This window comes from Amycolatopsis sp. Poz14 (assembly GCF_006704225.1).
GTDB lineage: Bacteria > Actinomycetota > Actinomycetes > Mycobacteriales > Pseudonocardiaceae > Amycolatopsis > Amycolatopsis nivea.
In genome coordinates this window covers 4,062,314-4,084,899 of the sequence record NZ_JACLHD010000001.1, presented here as the reverse complement: position 1 = coordinate 4,084,899, position 22,586 = coordinate 4,062,314, and the positions used below count along the sequence as shown (strand labels likewise).

The 22,586-nt window shown below is 70.2% G+C and carries 21 protein-coding genes; 7 read left to right on the top strand and 14 right to left on the bottom strand.

Going from position 1 to position 22,586, the window contains the following annotated elements; genetic code table 11:
* Window positions 1–42: 42 nt before the first annotated feature.
* The gene (locus tag FKO37_RS19630; RefSeq protein WP_134730669.1) at window positions 43–1,281 is read right to left on the bottom strand and encodes a DUF6801 domain-containing protein; all 1,239 of its coding nucleotides are present in this window, start codon (window positions 1,279–1,281) and stop codon (window positions 43–45) included.
* Window positions 1,282–1,601: 320 nt separating this feature from the next.
* On the opposite strand from FKO37_RS19630, the gene FKO37_RS19625 reads away from it, so the two are divergent.
* The 3 genes from FKO37_RS19625 to FKO37_RS19615 are packed head-to-tail and all read left to right on the top strand — an operon-like array spanning window position 1,602 to window position 3,832.
* Window positions 1,602–2,165 (top strand): hypothetical protein, encoded by a 564-nt coding sequence (locus tag FKO37_RS19625; protein WP_238605386.1) that lies wholly within the window; start codon window positions 1,602–1,604, stop codon window positions 2,163–2,165.
* Window positions 2,162–3,355: a lipase family protein gene (locus tag FKO37_RS19620; RefSeq protein WP_238605385.1), complete on the top strand. Its 1,194-nt coding sequence runs from the start codon at window positions 2,162–2,164 to the stop codon at window positions 3,353–3,355. Before FKO37_RS19625 ends, FKO37_RS19620 begins: the two co-directional genes overlap by 4 nt.
* Before the next feature lie 3 nt (window positions 3,356–3,358).
* Window positions 3,359–3,832 carry a GtrA family protein gene (locus FKO37_RS19615; RefSeq protein ID WP_238605384.1) on the top strand — a complete coding sequence of 158 codons (474 nt, stop codon included), beginning with the start codon at window positions 3,359–3,361 and terminating at the stop codon, window positions 3,830–3,832.
* 27 nt (window positions 3,833–3,859) lie between these two features.
* On the opposite strand, the gene FKO37_RS19610 is transcribed toward FKO37_RS19615, so the two are convergent.
* On the bottom strand, window positions 3,860–5,041 hold the full coding sequence (locus FKO37_RS19610; protein ID WP_238605383.1) for a helix-turn-helix domain-containing protein: 1,182 nt from the start codon (window positions 5,039–5,041) through the stop codon (window positions 3,860–3,862).
* Between the two features lie 198 nt (window positions 5,042–5,239).
* Here FKO37_RS19610 and FKO37_RS19605 point away from each other — a divergent pair, with 198 nt between their 5' ends.
* From FKO37_RS19605 to FKO37_RS19590, 4 genes are all read left to right on the top strand, one after another.
* Window positions 5,240–6,439, top strand: coding sequence for a CdaR family transcriptional regulator (locus FKO37_RS19605; protein WP_134666801.1), 1,200 nt, complete (start codon window positions 5,240–5,242; stop codon window positions 6,437–6,439).
* A gap of 667 nt (window positions 6,440–7,106) precedes the next feature.
* Window positions 7,107–8,060 (top strand): alpha/beta fold hydrolase, encoded by a 954-nt coding sequence (locus FKO37_RS19600; RefSeq protein ID WP_238605382.1) that lies wholly within the window; start codon window positions 7,107–7,109, stop codon window positions 8,058–8,060.
* 196 nt (window positions 8,061–8,256) lie between these two features.
* Window positions 8,257–9,591, top strand: coding sequence for a helix-turn-helix domain-containing protein (locus FKO37_RS19595; protein WP_134666805.1), 1,335 nt, complete (start codon window positions 8,257–8,259; stop codon window positions 9,589–9,591).
* Between the two features lie 67 nt (window positions 9,592–9,658).
* The gene (locus FKO37_RS19590) at window positions 9,659–10,819 is read left to right on the top strand and encodes a helix-turn-helix domain-containing protein (protein WP_238605381.1); all 1,161 of its coding nucleotides are present in this window, start codon (window positions 9,659–9,661) and stop codon (window positions 10,817–10,819) included.
* A gap of 87 nt (window positions 10,820–10,906) precedes the next feature.
* Here the strand turns inward: FKO37_RS19590 and FKO37_RS19585 are convergent, their stop codons facing one another.
* The 12 genes from FKO37_RS19585 to FKO37_RS19530 all read right to left on the bottom strand — a co-directional run bounded on the left by FKO37_RS19585 (window position 10,907) and on the right by FKO37_RS19530 (window position 22,365).
* Window positions 10,907–11,527 carry a hypothetical protein gene (locus tag FKO37_RS19585; RefSeq protein ID WP_238605380.1) on the bottom strand — a complete coding sequence of 207 codons (621 nt, stop codon included), beginning with the start codon at window positions 11,525–11,527 and terminating at the stop codon, window positions 10,907–10,909.
* Window positions 11,524–12,030 carry a hypothetical protein gene (locus tag FKO37_RS19580; protein WP_134730685.1) on the bottom strand — a complete coding sequence of 169 codons (507 nt, stop codon included), beginning with the start codon at window positions 12,028–12,030 and terminating at the stop codon, window positions 11,524–11,526. Before FKO37_RS19580 ends, FKO37_RS19585 begins: the two co-directional genes overlap by 4 nt.
* Window positions 12,027–13,133 (bottom strand): MlaD family protein, encoded by a 1,107-nt coding sequence (locus tag FKO37_RS19575; protein ID WP_238605379.1) that lies wholly within the window; start codon window positions 13,131–13,133, stop codon window positions 12,027–12,029. Before FKO37_RS19575 ends, FKO37_RS19580 begins: the two co-directional genes overlap by 4 nt.
* A complete protein-coding gene (locus tag FKO37_RS19570) occupies window positions 13,133–14,104 on the bottom strand; it encodes an MCE family protein (RefSeq protein ID WP_238605378.1) in 972 nt (323 codons plus the stop codon). The genes FKO37_RS19575 and FKO37_RS19570 overlap by 1 nt, the downstream gene beginning before the upstream one ends.
* The gene (locus FKO37_RS19565; RefSeq protein ID WP_238605377.1) at window positions 14,101–15,099 is read right to left on the bottom strand and encodes an MCE family protein; all 999 of its coding nucleotides are present in this window, start codon (window positions 15,097–15,099) and stop codon (window positions 14,101–14,103) included. The genes FKO37_RS19570 and FKO37_RS19565 overlap by 4 nt, the downstream gene beginning before the upstream one ends.
* Entirely contained in the window at window positions 15,099–16,109 is a 1,011-nt protein-coding gene (locus FKO37_RS19560; RefSeq protein ID WP_238605376.1) for an MCE family protein, read from the bottom strand. Before FKO37_RS19560 ends, FKO37_RS19565 begins: the two co-directional genes overlap by 1 nt.
* Window positions 16,106–17,122, bottom strand: a complete 1,017-nt coding sequence (locus FKO37_RS19555; RefSeq protein WP_238605375.1) for an MCE family protein — start codon at window positions 17,120–17,122, stop codon at window positions 16,106–16,108. The genes FKO37_RS19560 and FKO37_RS19555 overlap by 4 nt, the downstream gene beginning before the upstream one ends.
* Window positions 17,119–18,303 carry an MCE family protein gene (locus tag FKO37_RS19550; protein WP_238605374.1) on the bottom strand — a complete coding sequence of 395 codons (1,185 nt, stop codon included), beginning with the start codon at window positions 18,301–18,303 and terminating at the stop codon, window positions 17,119–17,121. The genes FKO37_RS19555 and FKO37_RS19550 overlap by 4 nt, the downstream gene beginning before the upstream one ends.
* Window positions 18,300–19,115 carry an ABC transporter permease gene (locus FKO37_RS19545; RefSeq protein ID WP_134666823.1) on the bottom strand — a complete coding sequence of 272 codons (816 nt, stop codon included), beginning with the start codon at window positions 19,113–19,115 and terminating at the stop codon, window positions 18,300–18,302. Before FKO37_RS19545 ends, FKO37_RS19550 begins: the two co-directional genes overlap by 4 nt.
* Window positions 19,116–19,910, bottom strand: a complete 795-nt coding sequence (locus FKO37_RS19540; protein ID WP_238605373.1) for an ABC transporter permease — start codon at window positions 19,908–19,910, stop codon at window positions 19,116–19,118.
* Entirely contained in the window at window positions 19,907–20,653 is a 747-nt protein-coding gene (locus tag FKO37_RS19535) for a hypothetical protein (RefSeq protein WP_238605372.1), read from the bottom strand. Before FKO37_RS19535 ends, FKO37_RS19540 begins: the two co-directional genes overlap by 4 nt.
* 110 nt (window positions 20,654–20,763) lie before the next feature.
* Window positions 20,764–22,365 (bottom strand): DUF6801 domain-containing protein, encoded by a 1,602-nt coding sequence (locus FKO37_RS19530; protein WP_238605371.1) that lies wholly within the window; start codon window positions 22,363–22,365, stop codon window positions 20,764–20,766.
* Window positions 22,366–22,586 lie beyond the last annotated feature (221 nt).

Genomic DNA, 22,586 nt, shown 5'->3' with positions numbered 1-22,586 from the left:
CACCGGTCCCCGCCGCGGCGCGGCGGGGACCGGCAGATCGGATTACTGGCGGGCGAGGTTCAGGTCGAGCGTGTTGCCGTCGCTCTTGGCGAACGCGCTGATCCAGTCGTTGAACGAACCGCAGTTCTGGAACGCCGACAGCGCGTAGGTCCCGGTCAGCTTCCCGCCCTTGAGCAGGTCGAAACCGTCGCCGGTGCTCATCTCGCTGGTCGACGGGCTGACCGTGCCGCACTTCGGGTCGGTGCTGATCGGGAAGCCGAACAGGTTGACCGTGGGCAGGAAGACGTCGAACTTGATGTGCGCCTTGAACCCGGTGCCGACCAGTTCGCCGCTCTGCGTGCCGTTCTGCACGACCTTGACGTCCGCGCTGCCCGGCAGGAACCCGAGCAGCTTGAAGTCGGTCTTGGTCGCGTCGAGCTTCAGCGAGCCGGTGAACTTCTTGGCCGCGATGTCCACGTCGGCGTCGAAACCGCCCTTGATCGGCGCGGTGCTGCCAAGCGCTTTCAGCGCGGTCTTCCCGTCGATGCCGAACACGAACTTCGTGCCCCCGGGCGGCGGCGTGTCCGACGTCGGCGGCGGGGTGGCCGAGGTCGGCGGCGGCGTGTCGGACGTCGGGGGCGGCGTGTCCGAGGTCGGCGGCGGGGTCGAGGTCCCGCCGCCGCCGTTGATGGTGATCGTGGCGAGGGTGTTGTTCTGGCCCGGGTCCTGGGTGCACGGCGCGTTGATGGTGCCGTCCGGGGTGATCCCGGTGACCGAGCCGTCCGCCTTGCGCGGGGTGACCTTGAGCGCGAGGTCGCCCACGGTGATCTTCGCCTGGCCGGGCTGGGTGAACGTGAGCGACGGCGTCTTGCCGGTCGCGTTGATGTTCATCTCGCCCGACGGCGGGATGTTCGTCTTGTCCAGCGCGATCGGGACGCTGACCGGGAGGTCGAGGCCGGGTGCGGCCACCTTCGCGCTCGCGGTCGCGCTGCCTTCCAGGGTCGTGGCCCCGATCAGGCCGAGCCCGCTGACCGTGTCCGCGTTGATCGTGGACACGGCCTTGATGTCGAACGCCCCGGTCGCCTGCCCGGCGTTCACCGCGGGCGGCAGATCGGTGTTGATCACCACTTTCAGCGACTGCGATCCGACCAGCGGGAAGGTGCAGTGGTAGTTCAGGGTCAGCGAGATCGGGTCGGCGGCACTGGCCTGGGCCCCGACCACCAGCGCGGCGGCGACGAGCCCCGCCGCGCCCGCGGCCGCGGCGGCCACGACCGTCTTCTTCTTGCCTCTTGGGTGACTCACGATGGTCCTTCCGGGTATCAACAGTGATACGAAAAGGCGGAGCGGTAAAACGGTAATCGCTACCGGTCAGCAAGCTAGCGAGCGAGGAGAGCGCCGATCAAGGGCTGGCGCGTAAATCTCCCGGGCAGTCCGGCAAATTGTCATCCCGGCACGCCGTGCGGGCCGTTTTCCTAGCAGGCGCAGGCGACTTTCCCCGCGCCCGCCGCACGAACGGGGCGCTGACGCGGGTGACAAAACCGAATCCGGAAATGTTTACGCGCGTGCCAATCGGGCATTCCTTTCTTGCCCGCCCGCGACCGTGCTGCGTAGCCTCGAAAACCATGAACAGAATGCACAGCGCGGTGCTGGCGACGTCGGCCGCCGTGCTCATCTCGTGCGCCGCCTGCTCCTCGGCCGCGCCCGCCGACACCGGCCGGCACGCCGACCCCGCGGCGCTCGCGTGGGTCGACAAGGTGTGCACCAGCGTGGCCGCGGGCTCGGCGAAGCTCTCGCAGCCGCCCGCCGCCGACAGCGCCGCGCCCGGCAAGACGCGGGACGCGATGGTCGCCTTCCTCGACCGGCTGGGCTCGGCACTCGGCGACATGGCGAGCGGTCTCCGCGCGGCGGGCGTGCCGCCCGTCCCGGACGGACAGTCCGCAGTGGACAAAGCCGCCGCCAACCTGAGCGAGACCACGAACAAGATCGCCGCGACGAAGGCCACGATGGAGCAGGCGAAGGTCGACGACCAGGCGAGCCTGCACCAGGCGATCGCCGCCGCCGACGCGACGATGGGCCAGCTCACCGACCCGGAGGGGCCGATCAAGGACCTCAAGGCGAACCCCGAGCTGAACCTCGCCTTCGCCGAATCCCCCACCTGCAAGCGCGTTTACGGGACGAGTTCGTGACCGCCCGCCGCGCGCTCGCCGCGCTGGTCGCGCTCGTCCTCACCGCGGCGCTCGCCCCGGCCGCCCCGGCCGCCGCGGCGGAGCCCAGCCCGGGCCCGCCCGACGACTCGTTCTACACGCCGCCTTCCCCGCTGCCCGCGGGCAAACCCGGCGACGTGATCCGCTGGCGGCCGTCGAAGGCCGGGCCGCGCAAGGCGTCTGTCGATGCCTGGCAGGTGATGTACTTGTCCACCAACGCACTCGGGAAGCCGGACGCGGTCACCGGCACCGTGCTGGTGCCGAAGAACGCGGACCGGGCCAGCGCGCCGGTCGTCGCGTTCGCCCCCGGCACGCACGGTCCGGCCTTCGCCTGCGCCCCGTCGAAGATGATCGACATGGGCGCTTTCTACGAGCAACCCGGCCTCGACGACCTGCTCGACGCGGGCTACGCCGTCGCGGTCCCGGATTACGAGGGCTACCAAAGCTCCCCCAAGACGACGTACGTCGTGGGGCGGTCCGAAGGCCCGGCCGTGATCGACGCGGTCCGCGCGGCACAACGGCTCGCGCCCGCCGGGCTCTCCAGCACGTCGAAGGTGGTCTTCCGCGGCTACTCCCAGGGCGGCGGCGCGGCGGTGTGGGCGGGCGAACTGCAACCGTCGTACGCGCCGGAGTTGAATCTCGCCGGGATCGCCGCCGGCGGGGTGCCCGCCGACCTGGTCCAGGTGACGCTGCAACTCGACGGCAAGTTCGGTTTCGGCGTCTTCGCCTACGCCCTGCTCGGCCTCGACCAGGCCTACCCGGAGCTGAAACTCGATTCGTTCCTCAGCGACAACGGCCGCGCGAAGCTCGCCGAGATGACGCAGAGTGCGTGCACGTTCGAGCTGCTGACGACGTACGCGAATCAGAAGATCGCCGACTACACCACGAGTCCCGGCTACATCCAGCCCGCGTGGGCGGCTCGGCTGGCCGAGAACAAGCTCGGCTCCACCCCGCCGAAGGCCCCGTTGTTCCTGTATCACGCCACCGGCGACCAGCTGGTGCAGTTCGCGCAGGCCGACGCCCTGCACAAGACGTACTGCGCCGCCGGCGTCCAGGAAACCTGGAAGACCTACGACACCGACCACATCACGCTGGTCTACACCGGCAACGCCGACGTCCTGTCCTTCATCAAGGACCGGATCGCCGGCAAGCCGGCCACGTCGAACTGCTGATCCATGCCCGAGCCGCGCGCGCTGTTTCGCTTCGCCGTCGTCGGAGCGGCCGCCTACGGGGTCACCGTGCTGGTCGACTACAGCCTCAAACTCACTGTGCTGCAAGAGAAACCGGTGACCGCACTGGCGATCGCGACGGTCGCGTCGACGGCCTTCGCGTACTTCCTGTCCCGGCAATGGTCGTTCGTGGACAGAGGCGGCCACGGACGGCTGCGAGAGGCGACGCTGTTCTTCGCGGTCAATGCCGGTGCGGTCGCGGTGAATCTCGTGCCGCTGCTGGTATCGCGGTACGTGCTTCGTCTCGAAGAGCCGCATATCGGGTATCTGGCGCAGGAAATCGCCGACTTCGTCGCGGGGATGATTCTGGGCACGGCGGCGGGCACGGCGTTCCGCTGGTTCGGTTACCGGCGGTGGGTCTTTCCACGACCGGCTCGTCCGAAGGAGATCGACGGCGACCTGGTCGCTAAAGTTCCGTAAATATCGCCCGGCAGGCGGGCGCTCTCCTCACCCCTGGTCCGGGAGCGCCCGTTCCGCCAGCAACGCCAGCTCGAGCCGGAGCCGCTCGCCGGGGTCGGTCAATCGGTTCCCGAACAATTCCGCGAGCGTTTTCAGCCGCGCGCGGATCGTTTGCGGGTGCAGGTCGAGCATCCGCGCGAGCTCCGGGGCGCTGCCTCTTGTCCGGACCAGCGCCAGCAGCGTCTCCGCCAGGTGCTCGCGCCGTTTCTCCGGAAGCCCGGCGAGCGGGGCCAGCGTCGTCTCGGCCAGCTGCGCGGCCAGGAATTCGTCGGCGAGCAGCAGCAGCGCGGGCACGTGGTCGCGGCACCAGACCACCGGGCCGGGCGCGTCCAGCAGCCCCCGGGCGGCCAGGCCGGCCGCCCGGCGGGCGACCCGGAACGATTCGGCCGCCGAGCCGGACGGCACCAGCGGGCCGACCGCCGCGGTCCAGCCCGCGGGCAGTCCGGCGAGTCCCGTCAGGTCGGCGTCCGGCGCGGCGGTGAGCGCCGCGGGCGGATCGCCCGCCAGGTCCGCGATGACGTGGTCCGGCAGCAGGTCCGGCGGAAGCCCGGGCGCTCCCGGGACCGCGCGGAACACCACCGCCGCGACCCGCTCGGGCAGCCCGGCCGGACTGTCCTCTTCGGTCCGTTGCCGGTCGCCGAGCAGCGCGCGGAGCACGCGGCGGTTCCGCTCGCCGTCGCCGGACAGCTCCGCTTCGGCCGCGCTGTAACCCTCCGCCACCGCCGTCATCGCCGTCTCGACGTCGCCGAGCATGCCCTCGGCCATCCCGTAGACGACGTCGCCGGACAGGCCGGTTTCCTGGGCTATTTCGGCGATCCAGCGCCACATGACCCGGCTCGCGACGCGCACCGCGGCCTGCACCGACTCCCGGCTGAGCCCCTCGTGGAACGCCGTCCGCCCGTGCGCGCGGAAATCGGCGAGCCGGTCGCTCTGCCACATCGCGGGAGCGCCCACGCGGTCGATGTCCCGCTCGATCCCTCGCCGGGTCTGCTCGATCGCGGCGCCCCGCCCGGGTTCGCGGCCGAAGCAACCGGAATATTCCGGGATCTCGGCGGCGACGGCGTCGACGCACGCCCGGGCGATCTCCGGGATCCGCGGGCGCACCGCGTCGCCCAGCCGGCGCGGGATCCGTGCCCACACCGAGCCGTCGGAAGCGGCGGAACTGCGCATGGCGATTTAATCCCTCACTCGGAAATTGAAGTTTCAGGAATAACCGGCACCAGCCGGCACGGAGCGTAGAACGCGCACTCGTCCGTGTCAAAAGGACAGGTTCGCGTCGCTCTTTCGGGCGCCGATCGTTCATTTTTAGTGACGCACGTTTTCAGCTACGCTCACCTCCCTCCGTCCCAGCGCCTCGAAGGGGGATTCGTGGTCGAGTACCGCAGCTTCGCACTGCTGGCCTCGCTGCCGCGCGCGCTCGGCGCGTGCCTGCGCCCGCACGCGGCGCACGCCGCCGCCGCGATGATCCAGGAGACCCAGCGCGCGGTCCCGGCCTACGGCCAGCCGCTCAAGGGGGTTTTCGGGAAGGTGCTGGTCCGCAGCGTCGAGTACGCGGTGCTGCACTGCGTGGACTCGATGGGCGCGCCGGACCTGCCGCACGAGCAGTGGATCGCGTTCTACCGCGCCCGCGGCGCGATGGAGTTCAGCGAGGGCCGCAACCTCGACGCGCTGCAGGACACCGCGACGATCGGGGCCAGGGTCGCTTGGCGGGCGATGCACCCCGCGGTGGTCGCCGCGGGCGTCGATCCGGCGGTGATCTCGGTCGGCGCGGAAGCGATCTTCGCCTACGTCGACGAGCTGTGCGCCACCGCGATCGCCGGCTACCAGCAGGCCCAAACGGACGCCGAGGGCGCCGTGCCCGCCCGGCGGCGACGGCTGCTGGAGCTGATCGTCCAGGCCCCGGAAGGCGCGGCGAGCAGCATCGCCGAACTGGCGAACGGGGCGGGCTGGCCGCTGCCCGAAACGGCCGCGATGGTCGCCCTCGAGCGCGGTCCCGAGGCCGGCGACTTCCCGGCCGAACTGCTCGGCGGCGGCGTGCTCGCCGACCTCGACGGCCCGGAGCCGCATCTGCTCGCCGTCGATCCGGACGCCGACCTGGCCCCGCTTGCGGCGATGCCCGGCGGCTGGCGGGCCGCGGTGTCGCCGACCGTGCCGCTGGCCGACGCGCCAGCCGCGTTGCGCACCGCGCGCCGGGCACTGCAGCTGTCCGGACCGGAGACTCCCGGGCCGGTCATCTGGTGCCGCGACCATCTGGCCACGCTCTGGCTGCTCGCCGAGGACTTCCTGGCCGCCGAACTGGCCCGGCAGAGCCTCGACCCGTTCGCCTCGCTGAGCGCCAAGCAGCGCGACCGGCTGAGCGAAACCCTGCTGGCCTGGCTGGAAACCCGGGGCGGGGCGCCGGAGATCGCGCAGCGCCTCGGCGTGCACCCGCAGACGGTCCGCAACCGGCTGCGGCAACTGGAGGAGCTGTTCGGCGACCGGCTCAAGGACGCCGACGACCGGCTCGGCATGCAACTCGCCCTGCGCGCCCAGCGCCTCATGCGCGCGCACCGTCCGACGGACAACTAACCCGCGACCGGTCCACGCGCGCGGTCCGATGCCGCGAACGTCCGTGAAGGACTCCTTGTCGGCGACCGGCTCGGCATGCAACTCGCCCCGCGCGCCCAACGCCTCATGCGCGCGCACCATCCGACGGACAACTAACCGGCGACCGGTCCACGGGCGCAGTCCGGTGCCGCGAACGTCCGTGAAGGGCTCCTTGAGGGAATCTGAGTCCGGCAAGGAGTCCTTCACGGACCTCAGCGAAGCGTGGCGCGCCCCCAGGGCCGCGCCGCCGGTTGCGCCGGAACAGGCGGAGCAGCCGCGCGGTCGTCATCCGGGGCATTCCCCGGCCGGTGCCCCGTTCCAGCCTGCTCGCGGGCATTGGCAGCACCCGCCGCCACGGTCTCCCGAGCGGCCGCGGCGAGGGCGGCCGGTGCTCCTGGCGGGCGAAATGAATCCTCGCGCGGCACGACATCAGCGCGTCCGGTGCGTCATTGCGACCATGCGTCGAGGATGACCCGGACCCCGCCGCGATGTCGACAAGCCGTTCGGCGGTCCCGGAAAATCCGCACCCGCGAACGTTTTTTCGTTTCTTTTACTGTCACGCGCGTCCCGAATTCCCGGAAAGTGGCGTTTGCCACAGCGGGGAAAGCGAGCGGCTGCCCTAATTTCGGATTCGCGAGAAAGGCTGCCGATGACACTCCAGACGTACACCCTCGTCCTCCACGGCCGACGGGTCCGGCTGCGCGAATACCGGCCCGCGACCGGCACCGGCGACGAAGCAGTCGTGCTGCTGCACGGAATCGCGGGCAGCATGGCGACCTGGACCCCCGTTTTCGACCGCCGCGCCACCTTCGACCGCCGCGTGCTGGCACTGGATCTGCCCGGACACGGCGATTCGGACGCACCCCGCGCGGACTACGGGCTCGGCGCGATGGCGAGCATCGTGCGGGACGTGCTCGCGGTGTCCGGCGTCCGGCACGCGACCGTCGTCGGGCATTCGCTGGGCGGCGGCATCGCGATGCAGTTCTCCTACCAATTCCCGGAAATGTGCGACCGGCTGGTCCTGGTCGGCAGCGCCGGGCTCGGCACCGAGGTGAGCCCGGCGCTCCGGGCCGCCGCGTTGCCCGGCGCGGCCGCCTTCCTCGCGCTGGCCGTCAACCCGGCGACGCTCGCGCTCGCCCGCGAGGCGGCGCGGCTCGGCAGGCGGCTCGGCGGGTCGTTGAAAACTGAAACACGAGAGCTGGCCCGGCATTTCGGCTCCGTCGCCGATCCCGGGCGGCGGCGGGCGTTCCTGTCCATCGCGGGCAGCCTGATCGACCTGCGCGGCCAGCGCGCGAGCGCCGCGGAGAAGCTGTACCTGGCCGAATCGGTGCCGATGCTGCTGGTCTGGGGCGCGCGCGACCCGCTCATCCCGGTCGCGCACGGGCGGCGGACCGCCGAACTCCTGCCGCACAGCAGGCTCGTCGTCCAGGAAAACGCGAAACACTTTCCACACGTGGCCGACCCCGACGGGTTTTGCCTGCTGCTCAACGAGTTCCTTGCCGACACCGAGCCCGCGCGGCTCACCGCCGACGACGTGGCCACCCGGCTCGCCGCCTCGGTCGGGGACGCGAAAACGCCCGCCGGAAAATTGTCATCCGGATAGCATTCGCCGCGTCCGGAGGTATCACCTCCACCCAGGTGTTTCCACCCGTTCGGGTGTAGTCCGGACGGGCGACGGACCCGGCGGTCACCGGCCCGTTGACAGTGCCGTTCCGGGGAAATTATGTTGCCTGTGCCGCAAAATCTGGATCGGCTTCGACCGCGAAGAGGCCGGTTTTGTTGCCAGCAAGGATAAAAACATGACCGACGTGGACTCCGGGTTCGTCCGTCCCGCACCGCTGGGCTACCGGCCGCACCCCGGCGAACGCACCGCCGGACCTTCCGCCCGCCCGCGTTCCGGGCCGGTCCCGCCCGCCCCTCGGAGCCCCGCGGAAACCCGGCCGGTCCGGGCTTCCAGCGCGCTCGGGCTGTGGGCGTCGCTCCCCCGCGAGCTGGCGGTCCGCTTCACGCCGCGGGTCGATCCGCTGGCGACGGCCATCCTGCGCGAGGTCCAGCTGGCGGTGCCGGAGTACCGGCAGCCGATCGAAGGCGCCTTCGGGCACGTCATCACCCAGGGCGTGCGGCAGGCGATCGTGCAGTGCCTCGACAGCGTCGGCAAGCCCGCGGCCGCTCCCGCCGCCGCCTGGTCGGCGGTCTTCCGCGACCTGGGCAAGATCGAGTTCGCCGAGGGCCGCAGCCTCGACTGCCTGCAGACCGCTTACCGGGTCGGCGGGCGGGTGGCGTGGCGGCACCTCTCGGAGTTCGGGCAGACCGCCGGGCTCCCCGCGGAAACGCTCTGCACCAGCGCGGAAGCGATCTTCGCCTACGTCGACGAGATCTCCGCGCTGTCGATCGAGGGCTACACGGCGGCGCAGACCCGCGCGGCCGGGAATCTGGCCCGCCGCCGGCGCCGGCTGCTCGACCTGCTGCTCGCCGATCCGCCGTCCGCGCCGCAGACCATCGCCGCGCAGGCCGCCGCCGCGCAGTGGGCGCTCCCGGAAGAGGTCACTGTCGTCGCCCTCGAACCGCGTTCCGGGCAGCATCGCCTCGCCACCCCCGACCTCCATCCGGACGTCCTCGTCGACTTCGAAGGCGCCGAACCGTGCCTGGTCACCGGAGCCCCGGACGAGCATCTGGCCGACCTCGCCGAGCGGCTGCCCGGCTGGCGCGCGGTGCTCGGCCCCGCCGTCCGGCTCGCCGACGCGCCCCGGTCGCTGCTCTGGGCGCGCCGGACGCTGCGGCTGGTCCAGCGCGGCGTGCTGCCGGACGCGCCGGTCACGCACTGCGCGGACCACCTCTCGACGCTGTGGCTTCTCGCCGACGAATTCCTGGTTCGCGAACTGTGCGAGCGCAGCCTGGAGCCGTTCCGGGACCTCACGCCGAAACAGCGCGCGCGGCTCGGCGAGACCCTGCTGATCTGGCTGCAGTCCCGGGGCAGCGCGCCCGAGATCGCGAAGATCCTCAAGGTGCATCCGCAGACCGTCCGGTACCGCATGCACCAGCTCACCGAACTGTTCGGCGCGCGGCTCGACAACGCCGACGACCGGCTCGACCTGGAGATCGCCCTGCGCGCGGAAGCGCTGCTCGGCTCCTGAACCGCGTCATCCCAGCGAAGTGGTGAGGCATGTGACAGGACTGTCCGGCGAGACAGCCTTCGGACCGATGCTGAGCGGAGACGGACGGCCGGGGCGGCTGTGGGCGATGCTCCCCCGCGAACTGGCCGCCGTTTTCCGGCCTCGGCTGCTGGACGTCGCCGACGAGGTGCTGCGCGAAATCCAGCGCACCGTGCCCGGCTACGCGCAACCCCTCGAAGGCCCGTTCGGCAAAGCGCTGCGCGGCGGGGTGCAGACGGCGCTCCTGCAGTTCGTCGACCGGATCGCGGCGGCGGGCGCGGTGGCCGACGACCGCCGGAGGGTGTTCGTCGCGCTGGGCGTGCACGAGTTCGAGCAGGGCCGCAACCTCGACGTCCTGCAAGCGGCGTACCGGGTCGGCGCGCGCGTGACCTGGCGGCGGATGGCCGAGGTCGGCACCCGGGCCGGGGTGCCGTCGGCGACGTTGTGCCTGCTGGCCGAAGCGATTTTCGCCTACATCGACGAGCTGTCGGCGTTGTCGGTGGAAGGACACGCCGCCGCTCGGGCCCGGGCGACGGGCGCGCGGGAACGCCGCCGGCGCCGGCTGCTGGATCTGCTGCTCTCCGACCCGCCGACCCCGATCCAGATCCTCGAGGAAGCCGCCTCGGACGCGGCGTGGCCGTTGCCAGGGCGGTTGGTCGCGGTCGCTTTCGACGGACCGGCCGACGTCGTCGGGCTCGACGCTCTCGAAGACCTCGAAGACGCGGCGCCGCGGTTGTTGCTGGCGATACCCGAGGAACGAGGCCCGCTCACCGCCGCCTTGTCGGGACATCGGGCGGCGGTCGGCCCGCCGGTGCCCCCGCACCGCGCGGGCCGCTCGCTGACGGCGGCGCGGGAGGCGTTGCAGCTGGTCGCCGCCAACGTGCTCCCGGACGAGCCGCTGACCTGGTGCGCGGATCATCTCTCAACCCTGTTGCTGCACAAGGATCCATTGCTCCCGGCGAATGTCTCCCGCCGCCGGCTGGCTCCGCTGGCCGCCTTGACGGCGAAGCAGTACAGCCGGTTGGCCAGGACGTTGCTGGCCTGGCTGGAGACGCGCGGGAACGTCCGCGAGGTGGCGGACCGGCTCGCGATCCATCCGCAGACCGTGCGCGCACGCGCCCAGGAGCTGGAGACGATGTTCGAGGGCCGGTTGTGGGACCCGGACGACCGTTTCGAGCTGATCCTCGCCCTCCGCGCGACCCTGGTCTGAACGCTGCCCCGGCGCGGAGATGCGTGAGGGGAACCCTGACGGAATCAGATTCCCGCAGGGTTCCCCTCACGCACTTTGCCGGAGCGTTCAGGCGGCGGACATCCCGGTGATCCGCCACTTCCCGTCGATCCGCTCGGCGGTGACGCTCAGCTGCGCGGCCCCGGTGCTGCGCTGCCCGTCGCCGCGCGTGCCGGTCTGGTCGAGGAACACCAGCAGGGCCGCGCGATCGCCGTCCAGGAGCTTCACCCCGGACGCGACGGCGGTCGAGGTCACGACAAGCTTCTGTTCGGCGGCGAGCTGGCGGACCTGGCCGAACAACCGGGTGTACTGGGTGAGCGCGGCCCCGGTCAGCAGGTCCTTGGCCGCCCGGTCGTTGCGGGCCGGATCGTCGTAGCGGTAGGAGAAAAGCGTGCCGAGCGCGGCGCTGATCTGTTTGCCCGCGTCCGCGGTGCCCGACACGTCGGACAGCGCGGTGTTGTGTGCCACCACCGCGTTCGTGTCGCGCGCCTCGACGGTGAACCAGACCGCCAGCGCGGCCATCACGACCGCGACAGCCGCGAAAACCAGTGGTGTTCGGCGTTTCCGCGGCGGCGCGGCCGGCTCCCCGACCGGTGCCGCTGGCTCTTCGACGGTGTCGTCCGGTTCCGGTGCCGGATCACCGTGGCGTCCGGCTACTTTCACGGTCCGCTTCTTCGTTCGCGTGGTCACGGTGCCTCCCCTGCCGGGACTTGGCCTAGCGCGGTGACCCGCCATCCGTCCGGAGCGCGGGTCAGCTCGGCCTGGAACCGGGACCGTTTGGTCACCGCCTCCTGACCGGCGGGCGTCACGACCAGTTCCACGGAGGTGATCAGCTTCGCCGTGCCCGCGCCAGTGTCCACTTCGGTCACCGCGGCATCGGTCACCTTCCCGGTGGTGACGGTTTTCGCCTGGGCGATCCGGTCGAGGCTGCCTTGGCGGTCTTGCGCCAGCTCGTCGTGCAGGGCGCCGCCGGACACGTCCAGCCAGTGCTGGTATCCGGCCGCCGCCTGCCGGTAGTCCAAAGTGGTCAGTCCGGCGATCGCGGAACGCCCGGCTTGCAAGGCATCCTCCCGGACGACCGCGCGCGCGACGCCGTCGTCGTGCGCGGCTTGCCACCAGGTGTACCCGGTCCAGCCGGCCGCCGCGGTCGCGAGGACCGCGGCGATCTGGGCCAGCGACGCGAAAATCCTCACGGCTGTCCTCCCGGTGCGTTTTGCGAGCCGCGCACGTTCGTCGGGTCGCCCTTCGGCAGCGCGCAGCGTGCGGCCGTGTTCAGCGGCCTGGTCGAGGTGTCGAGACCGTCGCGGTACGGCGTCGTGTATCCCGTCGTGCACGGCGGCGGGTCGAAGAACGACAGCGACAGTCCGAAATGCGCCCCGTCCGGCCGGACGACCGCGCTGGCCGCGCCGACTGCCCGCGGCGCGGTGATCAGCAGCTGCCGGATCCCGCTTTGCCGGGATTCGAGGACGTCCGCGGTGGTGAGCAGGTTCGCGAGCAGCACCCCGAGCTGCGGACCGGAGTCGCGGATCAGCGAACCGACCTCGTTCGCCGCGGCGGGCACTGCCGGAATGAGCTTGCGGAGGTCCCCGTCGTATTGCTTCAAGGTCGACGCGAGCAGTTTGGCATTGGCGCCGAAGCTGCGGATCGCGTCCGCCTGCTGCGCTTGGGTGTCCAGCACGGTGTGTGCGTCGGTGACGAGCTGGGTCAGGGGCGCGACGTGCGCGCTCGCGGCTTGCACGAATTCGATGCCGCGGCCGACCAGCTGGTCCAGCGCGGGACCGGCGCCGGACGTCGCGTTGTACAGCTCGTCGACGACGGTGCGCAGGGCGGGCTTGGGCACCGACGACGCGAAAGAGTCCACAGTAGACAGCACGGTGTCCACCGGAAGCGGGATCTTCGTGTTGTCCTGGGTGATCACCGAACCGTCGTGCAGCATCGGCCCGCCAGCGGTGCGTGGGCGCAGGTCGACGTACTGCTCGCCGACCGCCGACCGATCGGCGACTACGGCCTCGGTGTCGGCGGGGACGGATGCGGTGCCGGAATCGATCTCGAGATCCGCTTCCATTCCGGCGGACGTGAGCCGGAGCTGCCCGACGCGGCCGATCGGCACTCCCCGATACGTGACCTCGGCGTTGGTGAAAATGCCGCCGCCGGTGGGGAATTGCGCCTTCGCGGTGTAGCCGCGGCCGAAGAACACCTTGTCCAGACCGGCATAAGTGGCCCCGACGTAGGCGACGCCGACAACGGCGATGACGACGAACAGCGTCACCTGGACGCGCACGAACCGGGTCAGCATCAGTGGCCTGTCTTCAGGAAGCCGTTGAGGTAGTCGCCGCGGATCGCGTCCAGCGCGGCGTCCGGGAATGGGAAGGTGAAGATCATCTCCATCGCCTTCGGCAGCTTGTCCCCGGAATCGGCCAGCCGCCGCAGCAGCGGCGCGAGAGCCTGCAGATCGGCGACCAGGTCGTCCTTGCTGCGGTTGACCGTGGTGACGGCGACCGAGGTCAGCCCGTCGAGCGATTTGAGCATCCCGACCAGCGCCTCCCGCTGCTGGTTGAGCACGCTGATGCCCGGCGTCAGGCCGTTGAGCGTCGTGGTGATCTGGTCGGTGTGCGCGTTCAGCGTTTCGGCGAGCCGGTTGACGCTCTCGATCGCCCGGGTGATCTCGCCGCGTTGTTCGTCGAGCCCCTTCACCAGCCTGTCCAAACTGGACAGCAGGCTGCGGGCCGCGGTTTCCTTGCCGCCGAGCGCCGCGTTGAGCTGGTGGCTGATGTTCTGGACCTGCGCCACGCCGCCGCCGTTGAGCAACAGGGAAAGCGCGCCGAAGACCTCCTCGATCTGCGGGGTCAGCGTGGAGCGGTCGAGCGGGATGACCGCCCGGTCCACCAGCCTGCCTGCCGGGGTCGCGTCGGGCGGCGGGGCCAGCTCGACGAACTTCTCGCCGAGGATGCTGGCCTGCCGCAGCCGCGCGACGGCATTGGCGGGCAGGTCGACGTCGCCGTTGAGCACCAGGTCCACGATCGCGCTGTGCCCGTCCGGCGCGAGCCGCACCTTGGTGACCTGGCCGACCGGCACGTCGTTGACCTTGACGCCGGACTGCGGCACGAGGTCCAGCACGTCGGCGAAGCTCGCGGTGACGTGGATCGGGTGGTCGCCGAGCGCGGCGCCGCCGGGCAGCGGGAGGTCGTACACGCTCACCCCCGTCCCGCATCCGGTGGTGACCAGGACCAGCGTCAGCACCGCCGCGGCCTTCGCCAGGGATTTCATTTCGTCTCCGGGAATTCGAGGAGGTTGCCGCGGCCGTCGATGACGCCGGCGTCCGGGTCGTAGGCTCCGAGCAGGTTGGTCAGCGCGTTCGGGGCGGCGCTCAGCGCCTCGGCGAGCGAGTCCTTCTGGTTCACCAGCACCTTCGTGACCCCGGCCAGTTTGTCCACATCGGACTGCACCTTGCCCCGGTTGTCCTTGATGAATCCCTGCACGACGCCGAGTGCCTGGGTCAGTTCGGTCAGCGCGCCGGAGAACTGGTCGCGCTGGTCGGCGAGGACCTTGCTGAGCGACGAGATCTGCGCGATGGCCTGTTTCACCTGGCCGTCGTTCGCGGCGAGCATCGCGGTGAACTTGCTGATGTTGTCCACCGAGCTGAACAGGTCGTCCTTGGAATCGCTTGCCGCGCGGGCGAATTCGCCGAGATTCTTGATCGCCTGCCCGATCGTCGCGCCGTTGCCGTCGAGGTACGCGGCCGACTTCGTGAGGACGTCGCTGACCGCGCCGTCCTTGTTCGCGCCCTGCGGGCCGAGCGCCGCCATCAGCTGGTTGAGGCTGCGCAGCAGATCGTCGACCTCGACCGGCGTCGCGGTGCGCTCGCGCGGGATCGACGCGCCGTCGGGCAGCTCGGGCCCGCCGGTGAAGACGGGCGTGAGCTGCACGTACCGGTCGGCGACCAGGCTGGGCGTGATGACGACCGCGCCGGCGTTCGCGGGCAGCCGCACGTCCGGCTTGAGCGTCATGGTCACTTTGACGTCGGTGCCGTTCGGCTCCACTTGGGACACCGAGCCGATGGCGACTCCGAGGACACGGACGTCCGAGTTCGGGTAGATGCCGACGGCGGCGCTGAAATACGCGGTCACGGTGCGCTCGCGCGGCGCGGTCGCTAGCTGCCATCCCGCCGTGACCAGGAGCGCGCACACCACGCCGAACGCGAGCGCGCGCAGCCGGGCCCGCCGTCGCGCGTGGGCTCCCAGGTCGATGAGCTGGTGCGCCATCAGCGTCCCCCGTTCTTCGGTGGCAGGCAGCTGCCCGGTGCGGCGCCGTTCGGGACGAGGCCGCAGAGATAGGTGTCGATCCAGCGGCCGTTGCCGACGGCGTTGCCGAGCAGCCGGTAGAACGGGCCAGCGAGGCGGAGGCTGTCCTCGAGCCGCCCCTGGTTCCGCTGGAGCACGGTCGCGACGCGGTCGAGCTGGTCGAGTGCGGGACCCAGGGTTTTCTGGTTCTCCGCGACCAGTCCGCGCAGCTGGATCGACAGGTTCTTGACGCCGCTGAACAGCTTCGCGATCGCGTCCTTGCGGTCGTTCAGTTCCTTGAGCAACGTGGTGCCGTCGCGGATGAGGGCCTGGATCTGACCGGAGCGCTCGCCGAGCGTCTTCGAGACCTTGTTGGTGTTCTGGAACAGCTTCACCAGCTCGTCGTCGCGGGACGCGAGCGCTTGGGACAGGGCCGCGATCCCGTTGAACGCGGTCCGGACGTCGCTGGGCGCCGACGCGCCGAGCGTCTCCGACAGCGTGCGGAACGCCTGTGCGAGCTGGCCGGTGTCGATGGCCCCGACGGTTCCGGCCAGGTCGTTGAAAACCGCGGTGACGTCGTACGGCGAACTCGTGCGCTCGACCGGGATCGGCTGGTCCGGGTTCAGCTCGCCGTCGCCGACCGGGTCGAGCACGAGGTTCTTCTGGCCCAGCAACGTCTTGATCTTGATCGCCGCAGTCGTCCGGTTGCCCACCCAGGCGTCCTTGACCCGGAACAGCACCTCGACGTGGTCGCCCGCCAGCCCGACCTCGGTGACCTCGCCGACCTTCACCCCGGCGACCCGGACCTCGTCGTTCGGCCGGAGCCCGGCGGCCTCGCGGAACTCCGCCTTGTAGGTCGTGCCGCCGCCGATGATCGGCAGGTCGTCGGAGAAGAAGGTCGCGGTGCCGATCAGCGCCATGACCAGCGCGGTCACCGCACCGACAGCGATGGGGTTGCGCAGCCGGAACGGCTTGATCCGCGGCGGTTTCACCGGCACCTCGCAGCGGTCACCGGAATGCCAGGCATCGGCCCGCCCGGCGCGGGCTTCGCGTCAGTCTGCACGGAGCAGAGGTAGAAGTTCGCCCACGAGCCGTAGGAGAAGATCGTGCCGATGCGGTCGAGTTTCTTCGGCAGGTTGGCGAGGAACTGCTCGAACACCGGGGTGTTGTCGGCGAGGTTCTTGGACAGGTCGCCGAGCGCGGAAATGCTGTCCTTGAGCGGCTGGCGGCCGTCCTGCAGCAGCCCGGCGGTGGAGGTCGTGAGTTCGCCGAGGCCGCCGATGGCCTGGCCGATCGGTTTCGCGTCCGCGGCCAGACCGGTGACGAGTTGTGCTGTCGTGTCCACGAGGGCGTCGAACTGGTCGCCCTGCGCGTTCACGGTGTCGAGGAGCGTGTTGAGGTTGCCGATCACCTTGCCGATGACCGCGTCCTTTCCGGCCAAAGTGGACGTCAGCGACGCCGTGTGCTGCAGCAGGCTTTCGATCGTGCTGCCCTCGCCTTGCAGGACCTGGATGATCTCGAAGGACAGCTGGTTGACGTCTTTTGGCGACAGGGCTTGGAAAAGCGGTTTGAAGCCGTTGAACAACGTGGTCAGATCAAGCGCCGGTTTCGTCTTGTCCGGCGGGATCAGCGCGCCGTCGCCGAGCACCGGGGCTGTTTCGGCGGCACCGGGGTCGACCGAGAGATAGCGCTGCCCGACCAGGTTGCGGTAGCGGATCACGACCGAGGCCGCGGCGGTGAGCCGGTGGGTCCGGTCGACGGAGAAGGTGACGTCGGCGAGCCGGTGCTCGACCACGCGCACCTCGTCGACCTGGCCGATCCGCACGCCGGCCATCCGGACCTCGTCGCCGGGGTTGACCGAAGTCGCGTCGGTGAAGCGGGCGGTGTAACCGACCGTCGTGCCGACGCCCGAGTTCGCGATCGTGATCGCCAGCACCGCGGTGGCGCACACGGTGACGACAAAGAAAAGCAACCCCTTGAACGCAGGTCCCGCGACGCTCCTCATCGGACAGTCACCTCCGTTCCGCGCAGTGCCGGTCCGATGAGGACACTGCTCCAATCCGGCACTTCCCCCAGCGAGGGCCGTAAAAGTTCGGCGACCAGCTGCCGCTCCCCCGGCGAGTTCGCCGGGCCGAGATCGCCTCCCGGGGCCGCGCCGCCGCCGTAGCACTTCGGGCCGCCAGTCGCGTCGTAGCGCGGACTGTCGCGGCCGGGCACGTACTTGTCGCGCGGGTCCTGCACGGTCAGCGTCACGTGCAGGCCCGGTTCGTTCGTTCCCTTGCCGAGCGCTTTCTCCATCAGCGGCTTGAGCCGGTTGACGGCGTCGAACAGGCACGGGAACTCGGGCGAGTACCGCGACAGCAGCTCCAGCGACGGACGGCTCGCGGCGGACACCCCGATGAGGTTGTCCGCGTTCTTCCGCAGGAAATCGTTCAGGTTCCCGGCGGCCCCGGTCACGCTCGAGTAGAGACTGCCCAGGTCGGCGCGAGTGTCCACAATGGTCTTCGCGGTAGTCGACAAATCGCTCAAGGCCTGGAGGATGTCCGGCACCGCGCCGGTATAGACGTCGGCGGCGTCGGCGAGTCCGGTGATGTCCGCCTTGAACTGCGGCAGCAACGGGTTCAGCTTGGCCAGCAGGTCCTGCAACTGCACGATGCTGTCGCCGAGCGGTTTCCCGCGGTTGTCGAGGGCGAGCGAGATCGCGCCGAGCGAGCTGTTCAGCTTCTCCGGCTGGACCGCCCGCAGCAGCGGCAGCAGATCGCCGAGCACGCGCTCCAGCTCGATCGCGTTGGCCGAGCGGTCTTGTGTGATGACGTCGCCCGCACGCAGCGCGCCGACCGGGTGAGCGGGCAGCACGAGGTTGACGTACCGCTCGCCGAACACCGTCTTCGGCAGCAGCCGCGCGGAGACGTTGCCCGGCAGCTGCCCGATCTTCGCCGGGTCGAGGGCCAAGTCGATCTCGGCTCCGGACGGCGTGCTGCGCACCGCCCGGACCTCGCCGAAAGGCACCCCCTTGACCTTCACCTCGGCCGTCGGCGCGAGCTGGCTGCCGACCCGGTCCGCCTCCAGCGTGACCAGCACCGAGTCGTCGAAATCCTTGTCGTAGATCGCCACCGCGAGGTACCCGAGCAGGGCGAGCACGCCGAGGAACGCGACCCCGGCCAGCTGCGTGGCCGCCCGGTTCATCCGGACACCTTGACCGTGGTGGTCGCGCCCCAGATCGCGAGCGAGAGGAACAGGTCGAGCACGCTGATCAGCACGATGGACGTCCGCACGGCCCGGCCCACCGCGACCCCGACGCCGGCCGGTCCGCCGCTCGCGCGGTAACCGTAGAAACAGTGCGTGAGGATCACGCCGACGCTGAAGACCAGCACTTTTCCGAAGGACCACAACACGTCGCCCGGCGGCAGGAACAGCGTGAAGTAATGGTCGTAGGTGCCGCCGGACTGTCCGAAGAAGACGACCGTGGTCAGCCGGGAGCCGAGGTAGGAGATCAGCAAACCGATGACGTACAGCGGGATGATCGCGACGAACCCGGCGACGATCCGTGTCGTCACCAGGTAGGGCATGCTCCGCACGGCCATCACCTCGAGCGCGTCGATCTCCTCGGAGATCCGCATCGCGCCGAGCTGGGCGGTGAACCCGCTGCCCACCGTGGACGAAAGCGCGAGCCCGGCGACGAGCGGCGCGATCTCCCGGGTGTTGAAGTACGCGGTCAGGAAGCCCGTCATCGCCGAGATGTTGATCTGGTTGAGCGCGCTGAATCCCTGCAGCCCCACCGTGACGCCGGTGAACACGCACAGCCCGACCATCACGCCGATCGTGCCGCCGATCACCGCGAGCGCGCCGCTGCCGAACGTCACCTCGGCCAGCAGCCGCACGACCTCGCGGGAGTAGCGGGTCACCGCGAGCGGGACGGCCGCGAGCGCGCGGACGTAGAACAGCAGCTGGTCGCCGAGGTCGAACAGCTTGTCGCCGGGCTTGCTGAGGTTGACCACTCAGGTTCCCTTCGCCGGAACGAGTTGCAGGTACAGGGCGGTCAGCACGGTGTTGACGAAGAACAGCAGCAGGAACGTGATGACGACCGACTGGTTGACGACGTCGCCGACGCCCTTCGGCCCGCCCCTCGGGTTCAGGCCGCGGTAGGACGCCACCACCCCGGCGAGGAAGCCGAAGATGACCGCTTTCACCGAGCTGGCAACGAGATCGGACAGCTGCGCGAGCGCGTTGAAGCTGGCCAGATAGGCCCCAGGGGTGCCGCCCTGGACGATGACGTTGAAGAAGTAGCCGCCGAGCACGCCGACCACGCTGACCAGGCCGTTGAGCAGGACGCACGCGAGGACCGCCGCCTGCACGCGCGGCACGACCAGGCGCTGGATCACCGAAACGCCGAGCACCTCCATCGCGTCGATCTCCTCGCGGATGGTGCGCGCGCCGAGGTCGGCGCAGATCGCGCTGCCGCCCGCGCCGGAGATGATCAGCGTCGTGACGATCGGGCTGGCCTGCTGCACGACGGCCAGCACGCTCGCCGCGCCGTTGAACTGCTGCGCGCCGATCTGGCTGGTGAGCGAGCCGAGCTGCAGCGAGATCACCGCGCCGAACGGGATGGAGACGAGGATCGCCGGCGAAATGGACACGCTGGCGATGAACCAGAACTGCTGGACGAATTCCCGGACCTGGTAGGGACGGCGGACCATCGCGAGGATGATGTCCAGCCCCATCGCGCACATCCGGCCGAACTCGCGCAGGCCGCTCGCCGCCCGCTGCGGGAGCTGGGTCAGCAGGGTCGTCACGGCGCCGTCCCGCACCCGTTCGGGCCTGAGCTGCCGACGCAGCGGAGCACCAGATCGGTCGTCAAAGTGTTGCCCGGTCCGGAAACCAGCCCGGTGAACAGGCGGCTGTAGTCCTCATGGCCGACGCAGCCGGCGAACGGCGGCGTCGTGAAGGTGGTCGTCACCTTCGCCGGCGGCGCGGGGAAAGCCAGCGGCAGCAAGGCTTTCAGGGTCACCTCGGCAGGCTGCGCGGTGCGGCAGTCCGGGCCGACGTCGAGCGGCTTGCCGTCCACTTTGACGTTCGACAGCTTCACGAACACCTTCGCGGTGACCTCGGAATCGGCGCAGAGGTTGGTCCCCGTCTGCTTGCAGTTGGTGTCCTTGCCGGTCAGCACCTGGGTGGTGCCGGTGACGTCGCCGTCCGGGACGAGCTCGACCGTGCCGGTGGCGGGCATGAAGCGGAAGGCGACGAAATAGCTTTCGGTCACGGGAATGCTGAGCTTGCCGGTCAGCGGCACGCGGCCGCTGAGGCCGAGCAGGGCGCCGTCGAACCGGCCCTGCGGAAAGCTGATGTCCGAACCCAGCTTCGCGACGTGGCTGGTGGTGGGCTGCTGTGCATCTCCGACATAGAACCCGACGGGGAAATTGACGGCGGCGGGCTCCGGTGCTGGCGCGTTGTCGCCGGGCGCGGCTTGCGCGGAGCCCAGCGAGAACGCGGCCAGCACCAGCACCAGCGGCAGCGAGAACCGGGTCAGCGCAGACATTCGGACTTCCTCATCGAAGGCGATCCTTTCCGAAGCTAATGCCGATTCTCGTTGCCGCACAAGGATTTTCGCGTTCTTGTCACGCCGGTCGGCGTTTTCGCGGGACGAATTCACTTCCGGGTGAGCGTCACGTCCAGTTTGTTGCCCGGGCCGGAGGCGAGATCGGTGATCAGGCCGGTCAGGAAACCGCAGCCGGTGAATGCCGGAATGGCGTAGGTCGCGGTCAGCTTGCCGCCCGCGGCGGGGTCGAACCCGGACGCCGACGCGAGCGGGACTTGAGCCGGAGTTTTCGTGCGGCAGGAGTTCGAGGTCATGACCGGGAAGCCGAGCAGGCGCACTTTGGCGAGCCGGACGTCCACCTTCGCGTTCGCCTTGGCCGTCCCGTTGGCGAGGGTGCCGTCGATCGCGCCTGCCTGGCTCAGCTTGACCGTCGCGGAGGCGGGGAGGAAGCCGAACAGCCGGAAGTGCACGTCCGACGCGGGCAGCGCGAACCGGGCGTCGAACGTGCCCGCGGCCGCGTCGAGTTTCGCTTCGAGCTTGCCGGGGCCGAGCGGCAGGGTGGCGTGCAGTTGCTTGAGCGTGGTTTTGCCGCGGAGCGAGTAGGTGAATGAGGTGCTGCCCGGCGGCGTGGTGGTGGGCTGGGTCGGCTGGGTGGTCGGTTCCGTGGATTGGGTCGGGGACGTCGGATGGGTCGGGGAAGTCGGCTGGGTTGGTTCGGTGGAGGAGGTCGGCGAGGTCGGTTGGGCCGAGGACGTGGGCTGGGTCGGCTCGGTCGACGACGTCGGTGAGGTGGGCGAGGTGGGTTGCGTCGGCTCGGTGGATGACGTTGGTTGAGTCGGGGACGTGGGCTGCGTCGGTTCCGTGGAGGACGTCGGCTGCGTCGAGGAAGTGGGCTGCGTCGGTTCAGTGGACGACGTCGGCTGGGTGGGCGAAGTCGGCTGCGTTGACGTGGGCTCGGTCGGAGACGTCGGCTGAGTGGGCTCGGTGGACGACGTTGGCGAGGTCGGTGAGGTGGGCTGGGTCGGCTCGGTGGACGAGGTCGGCACGGTCGAGGAGGTCGAGGAAGTCGGGGAGGTCGGCGTCGTCGTGCCGCCGCCGGGCTTGATCTCGAAGGTGCCCAGCTGCTGGTTCTGGCCGGGGACGACGACGCAGTCCGAGGTGAACGTGCCGAGGTCGGTGGGCTGGCCGGACGCGGTGCGCGGGGTCATCGTCGTGCTGAAGTTCCCGACGGTCACCGACGCGGTGCCCGCGCTGGGGAACGTCACGGCCGGGGCCTGGCCGCTGGTCTTGACGTGGAACGCGCCGGACGGCGGCACCGGCGTCGAGGGGATCGTGAGCGGGAGGCCGAGGTTCAGCGTCTTGTCGACGGGATACTTGAGCTGGGCCGCCGCCTTCGCCGAACCGTCGAGGGTCGTCGCGCCGACCAGTGCGAGGCCTTCGGTCGCGGTCTCCGGGACGGTGACGTCCACGTCGAACTTGATCGGCGTGGACGCCGAACCCGCGACCGCGTTGTCCGGCAGGTTGGTGTCGATCTTCACCGCGAGCACCTGGTCGCCGATGAGCGGGAACGGGCAGGTGTAGTTCAGGGTCAGGCTGGCCGGCGCGGCTTGCGACAGCCCGGCCCCGGCCAGCGTGGCGGCCGCCGCGGCGCTCGCGACGGTCAGGGCGGCCAGCGCACCGGCCGCTTTTCTCGACTTCCACGGAAACTTCACGGCTCGTCACCTCGGGGAATCGGGACAATGTTTCCGGAAAATACCGCCGCGATTGCCCGCGCACCACCTCCCGGACATTTCTTTGTCACACCAGCCGGAATGCCTTGCCGCAAAAGGTTCACCTGGCTCATGACTTGTCACGCGCGTGCTATTCGCCGCGCGGAAAACTGTTACGCCGGGGACAGCGGGAGACCGGATTCTTGCTTTTCCCGGCGGCGGCT

What these genes read in the sequence shown, in the direction of transcription:
- FKO37_RS19625 (WP_238605386.1), top strand. Translation starts at nt 1,602, where the DNA reads ATGAACAGAATGCACAGCGCGGTGCTGGCGACGTCGGCCGCCGTGCTC.
- FKO37_RS19615 (WP_238605384.1), top strand. Translation starts at nt 3,359, where the DNA reads ATGCCCGAGCCGCGCGCGCTGTTTCGCTTCGCCGTCGTCGGAGCGGCC.
- FKO37_RS19610 (WP_238605383.1), bottom strand. Translation starts at nt 5,041, where the DNA reads ATGCGCAGTTCCGCCGCTTCCGACGGCTCGGTGTGGGCACGGATCCCG.
- FKO37_RS19600 (WP_238605382.1), top strand. Translation starts at nt 7,107, where the DNA reads ATGACACTCCAGACGTACACCCTCGTCCTCCACGGCCGACGGGTCCGG.
- FKO37_RS19595 (WP_134666805.1), top strand. Translation starts at nt 8,257, where the DNA reads ATGACCGACGTGGACTCCGGGTTCGTCCGTCCCGCACCGCTGGGCTAC.
- FKO37_RS19590 (WP_238605381.1), top strand. Translation starts at nt 9,659, where the DNA reads ATGCTGAGCGGAGACGGACGGCCGGGGCGGCTGTGGGCGATGCTCCCC.
- FKO37_RS19575 (WP_238605379.1), bottom strand. Translation starts at nt 13,133, where the DNA reads ATGCTGACCCGGTTCGTGCGCGTCCAGGTGACGCTGTTCGTCGTCATC.
- FKO37_RS19570 (WP_238605378.1), bottom strand. Translation starts at nt 14,104, where the DNA reads ATGAAATCCCTGGCGAAGGCCGCGGCGGTGCTGACGCTGGTCCTGGTC.
- FKO37_RS19565 (WP_238605377.1), bottom strand. Translation starts at nt 15,099, where the DNA reads ATGGCGCACCAGCTCATCGACCTGGGAGCCCACGCGCGACGGCGGGCC.
- FKO37_RS19555 (WP_238605375.1), bottom strand. Translation starts at nt 17,122, where the DNA reads ATGAGGAGCGTCGCGGGACCTGCGTTCAAGGGGTTGCTTTTCTTTGTC.
- FKO37_RS19550 (WP_238605374.1), bottom strand. Translation starts at nt 18,303, where the DNA reads ATGAACCGGGCGGCCACGCAGCTGGCCGGGGTCGCGTTCCTCGGCGTG.
- FKO37_RS19535 (WP_238605372.1), bottom strand. Translation starts at nt 20,653, where the DNA reads ATGTCTGCGCTGACCCGGTTCTCGCTGCCGCTGGTGCTGGTGCTGGCC.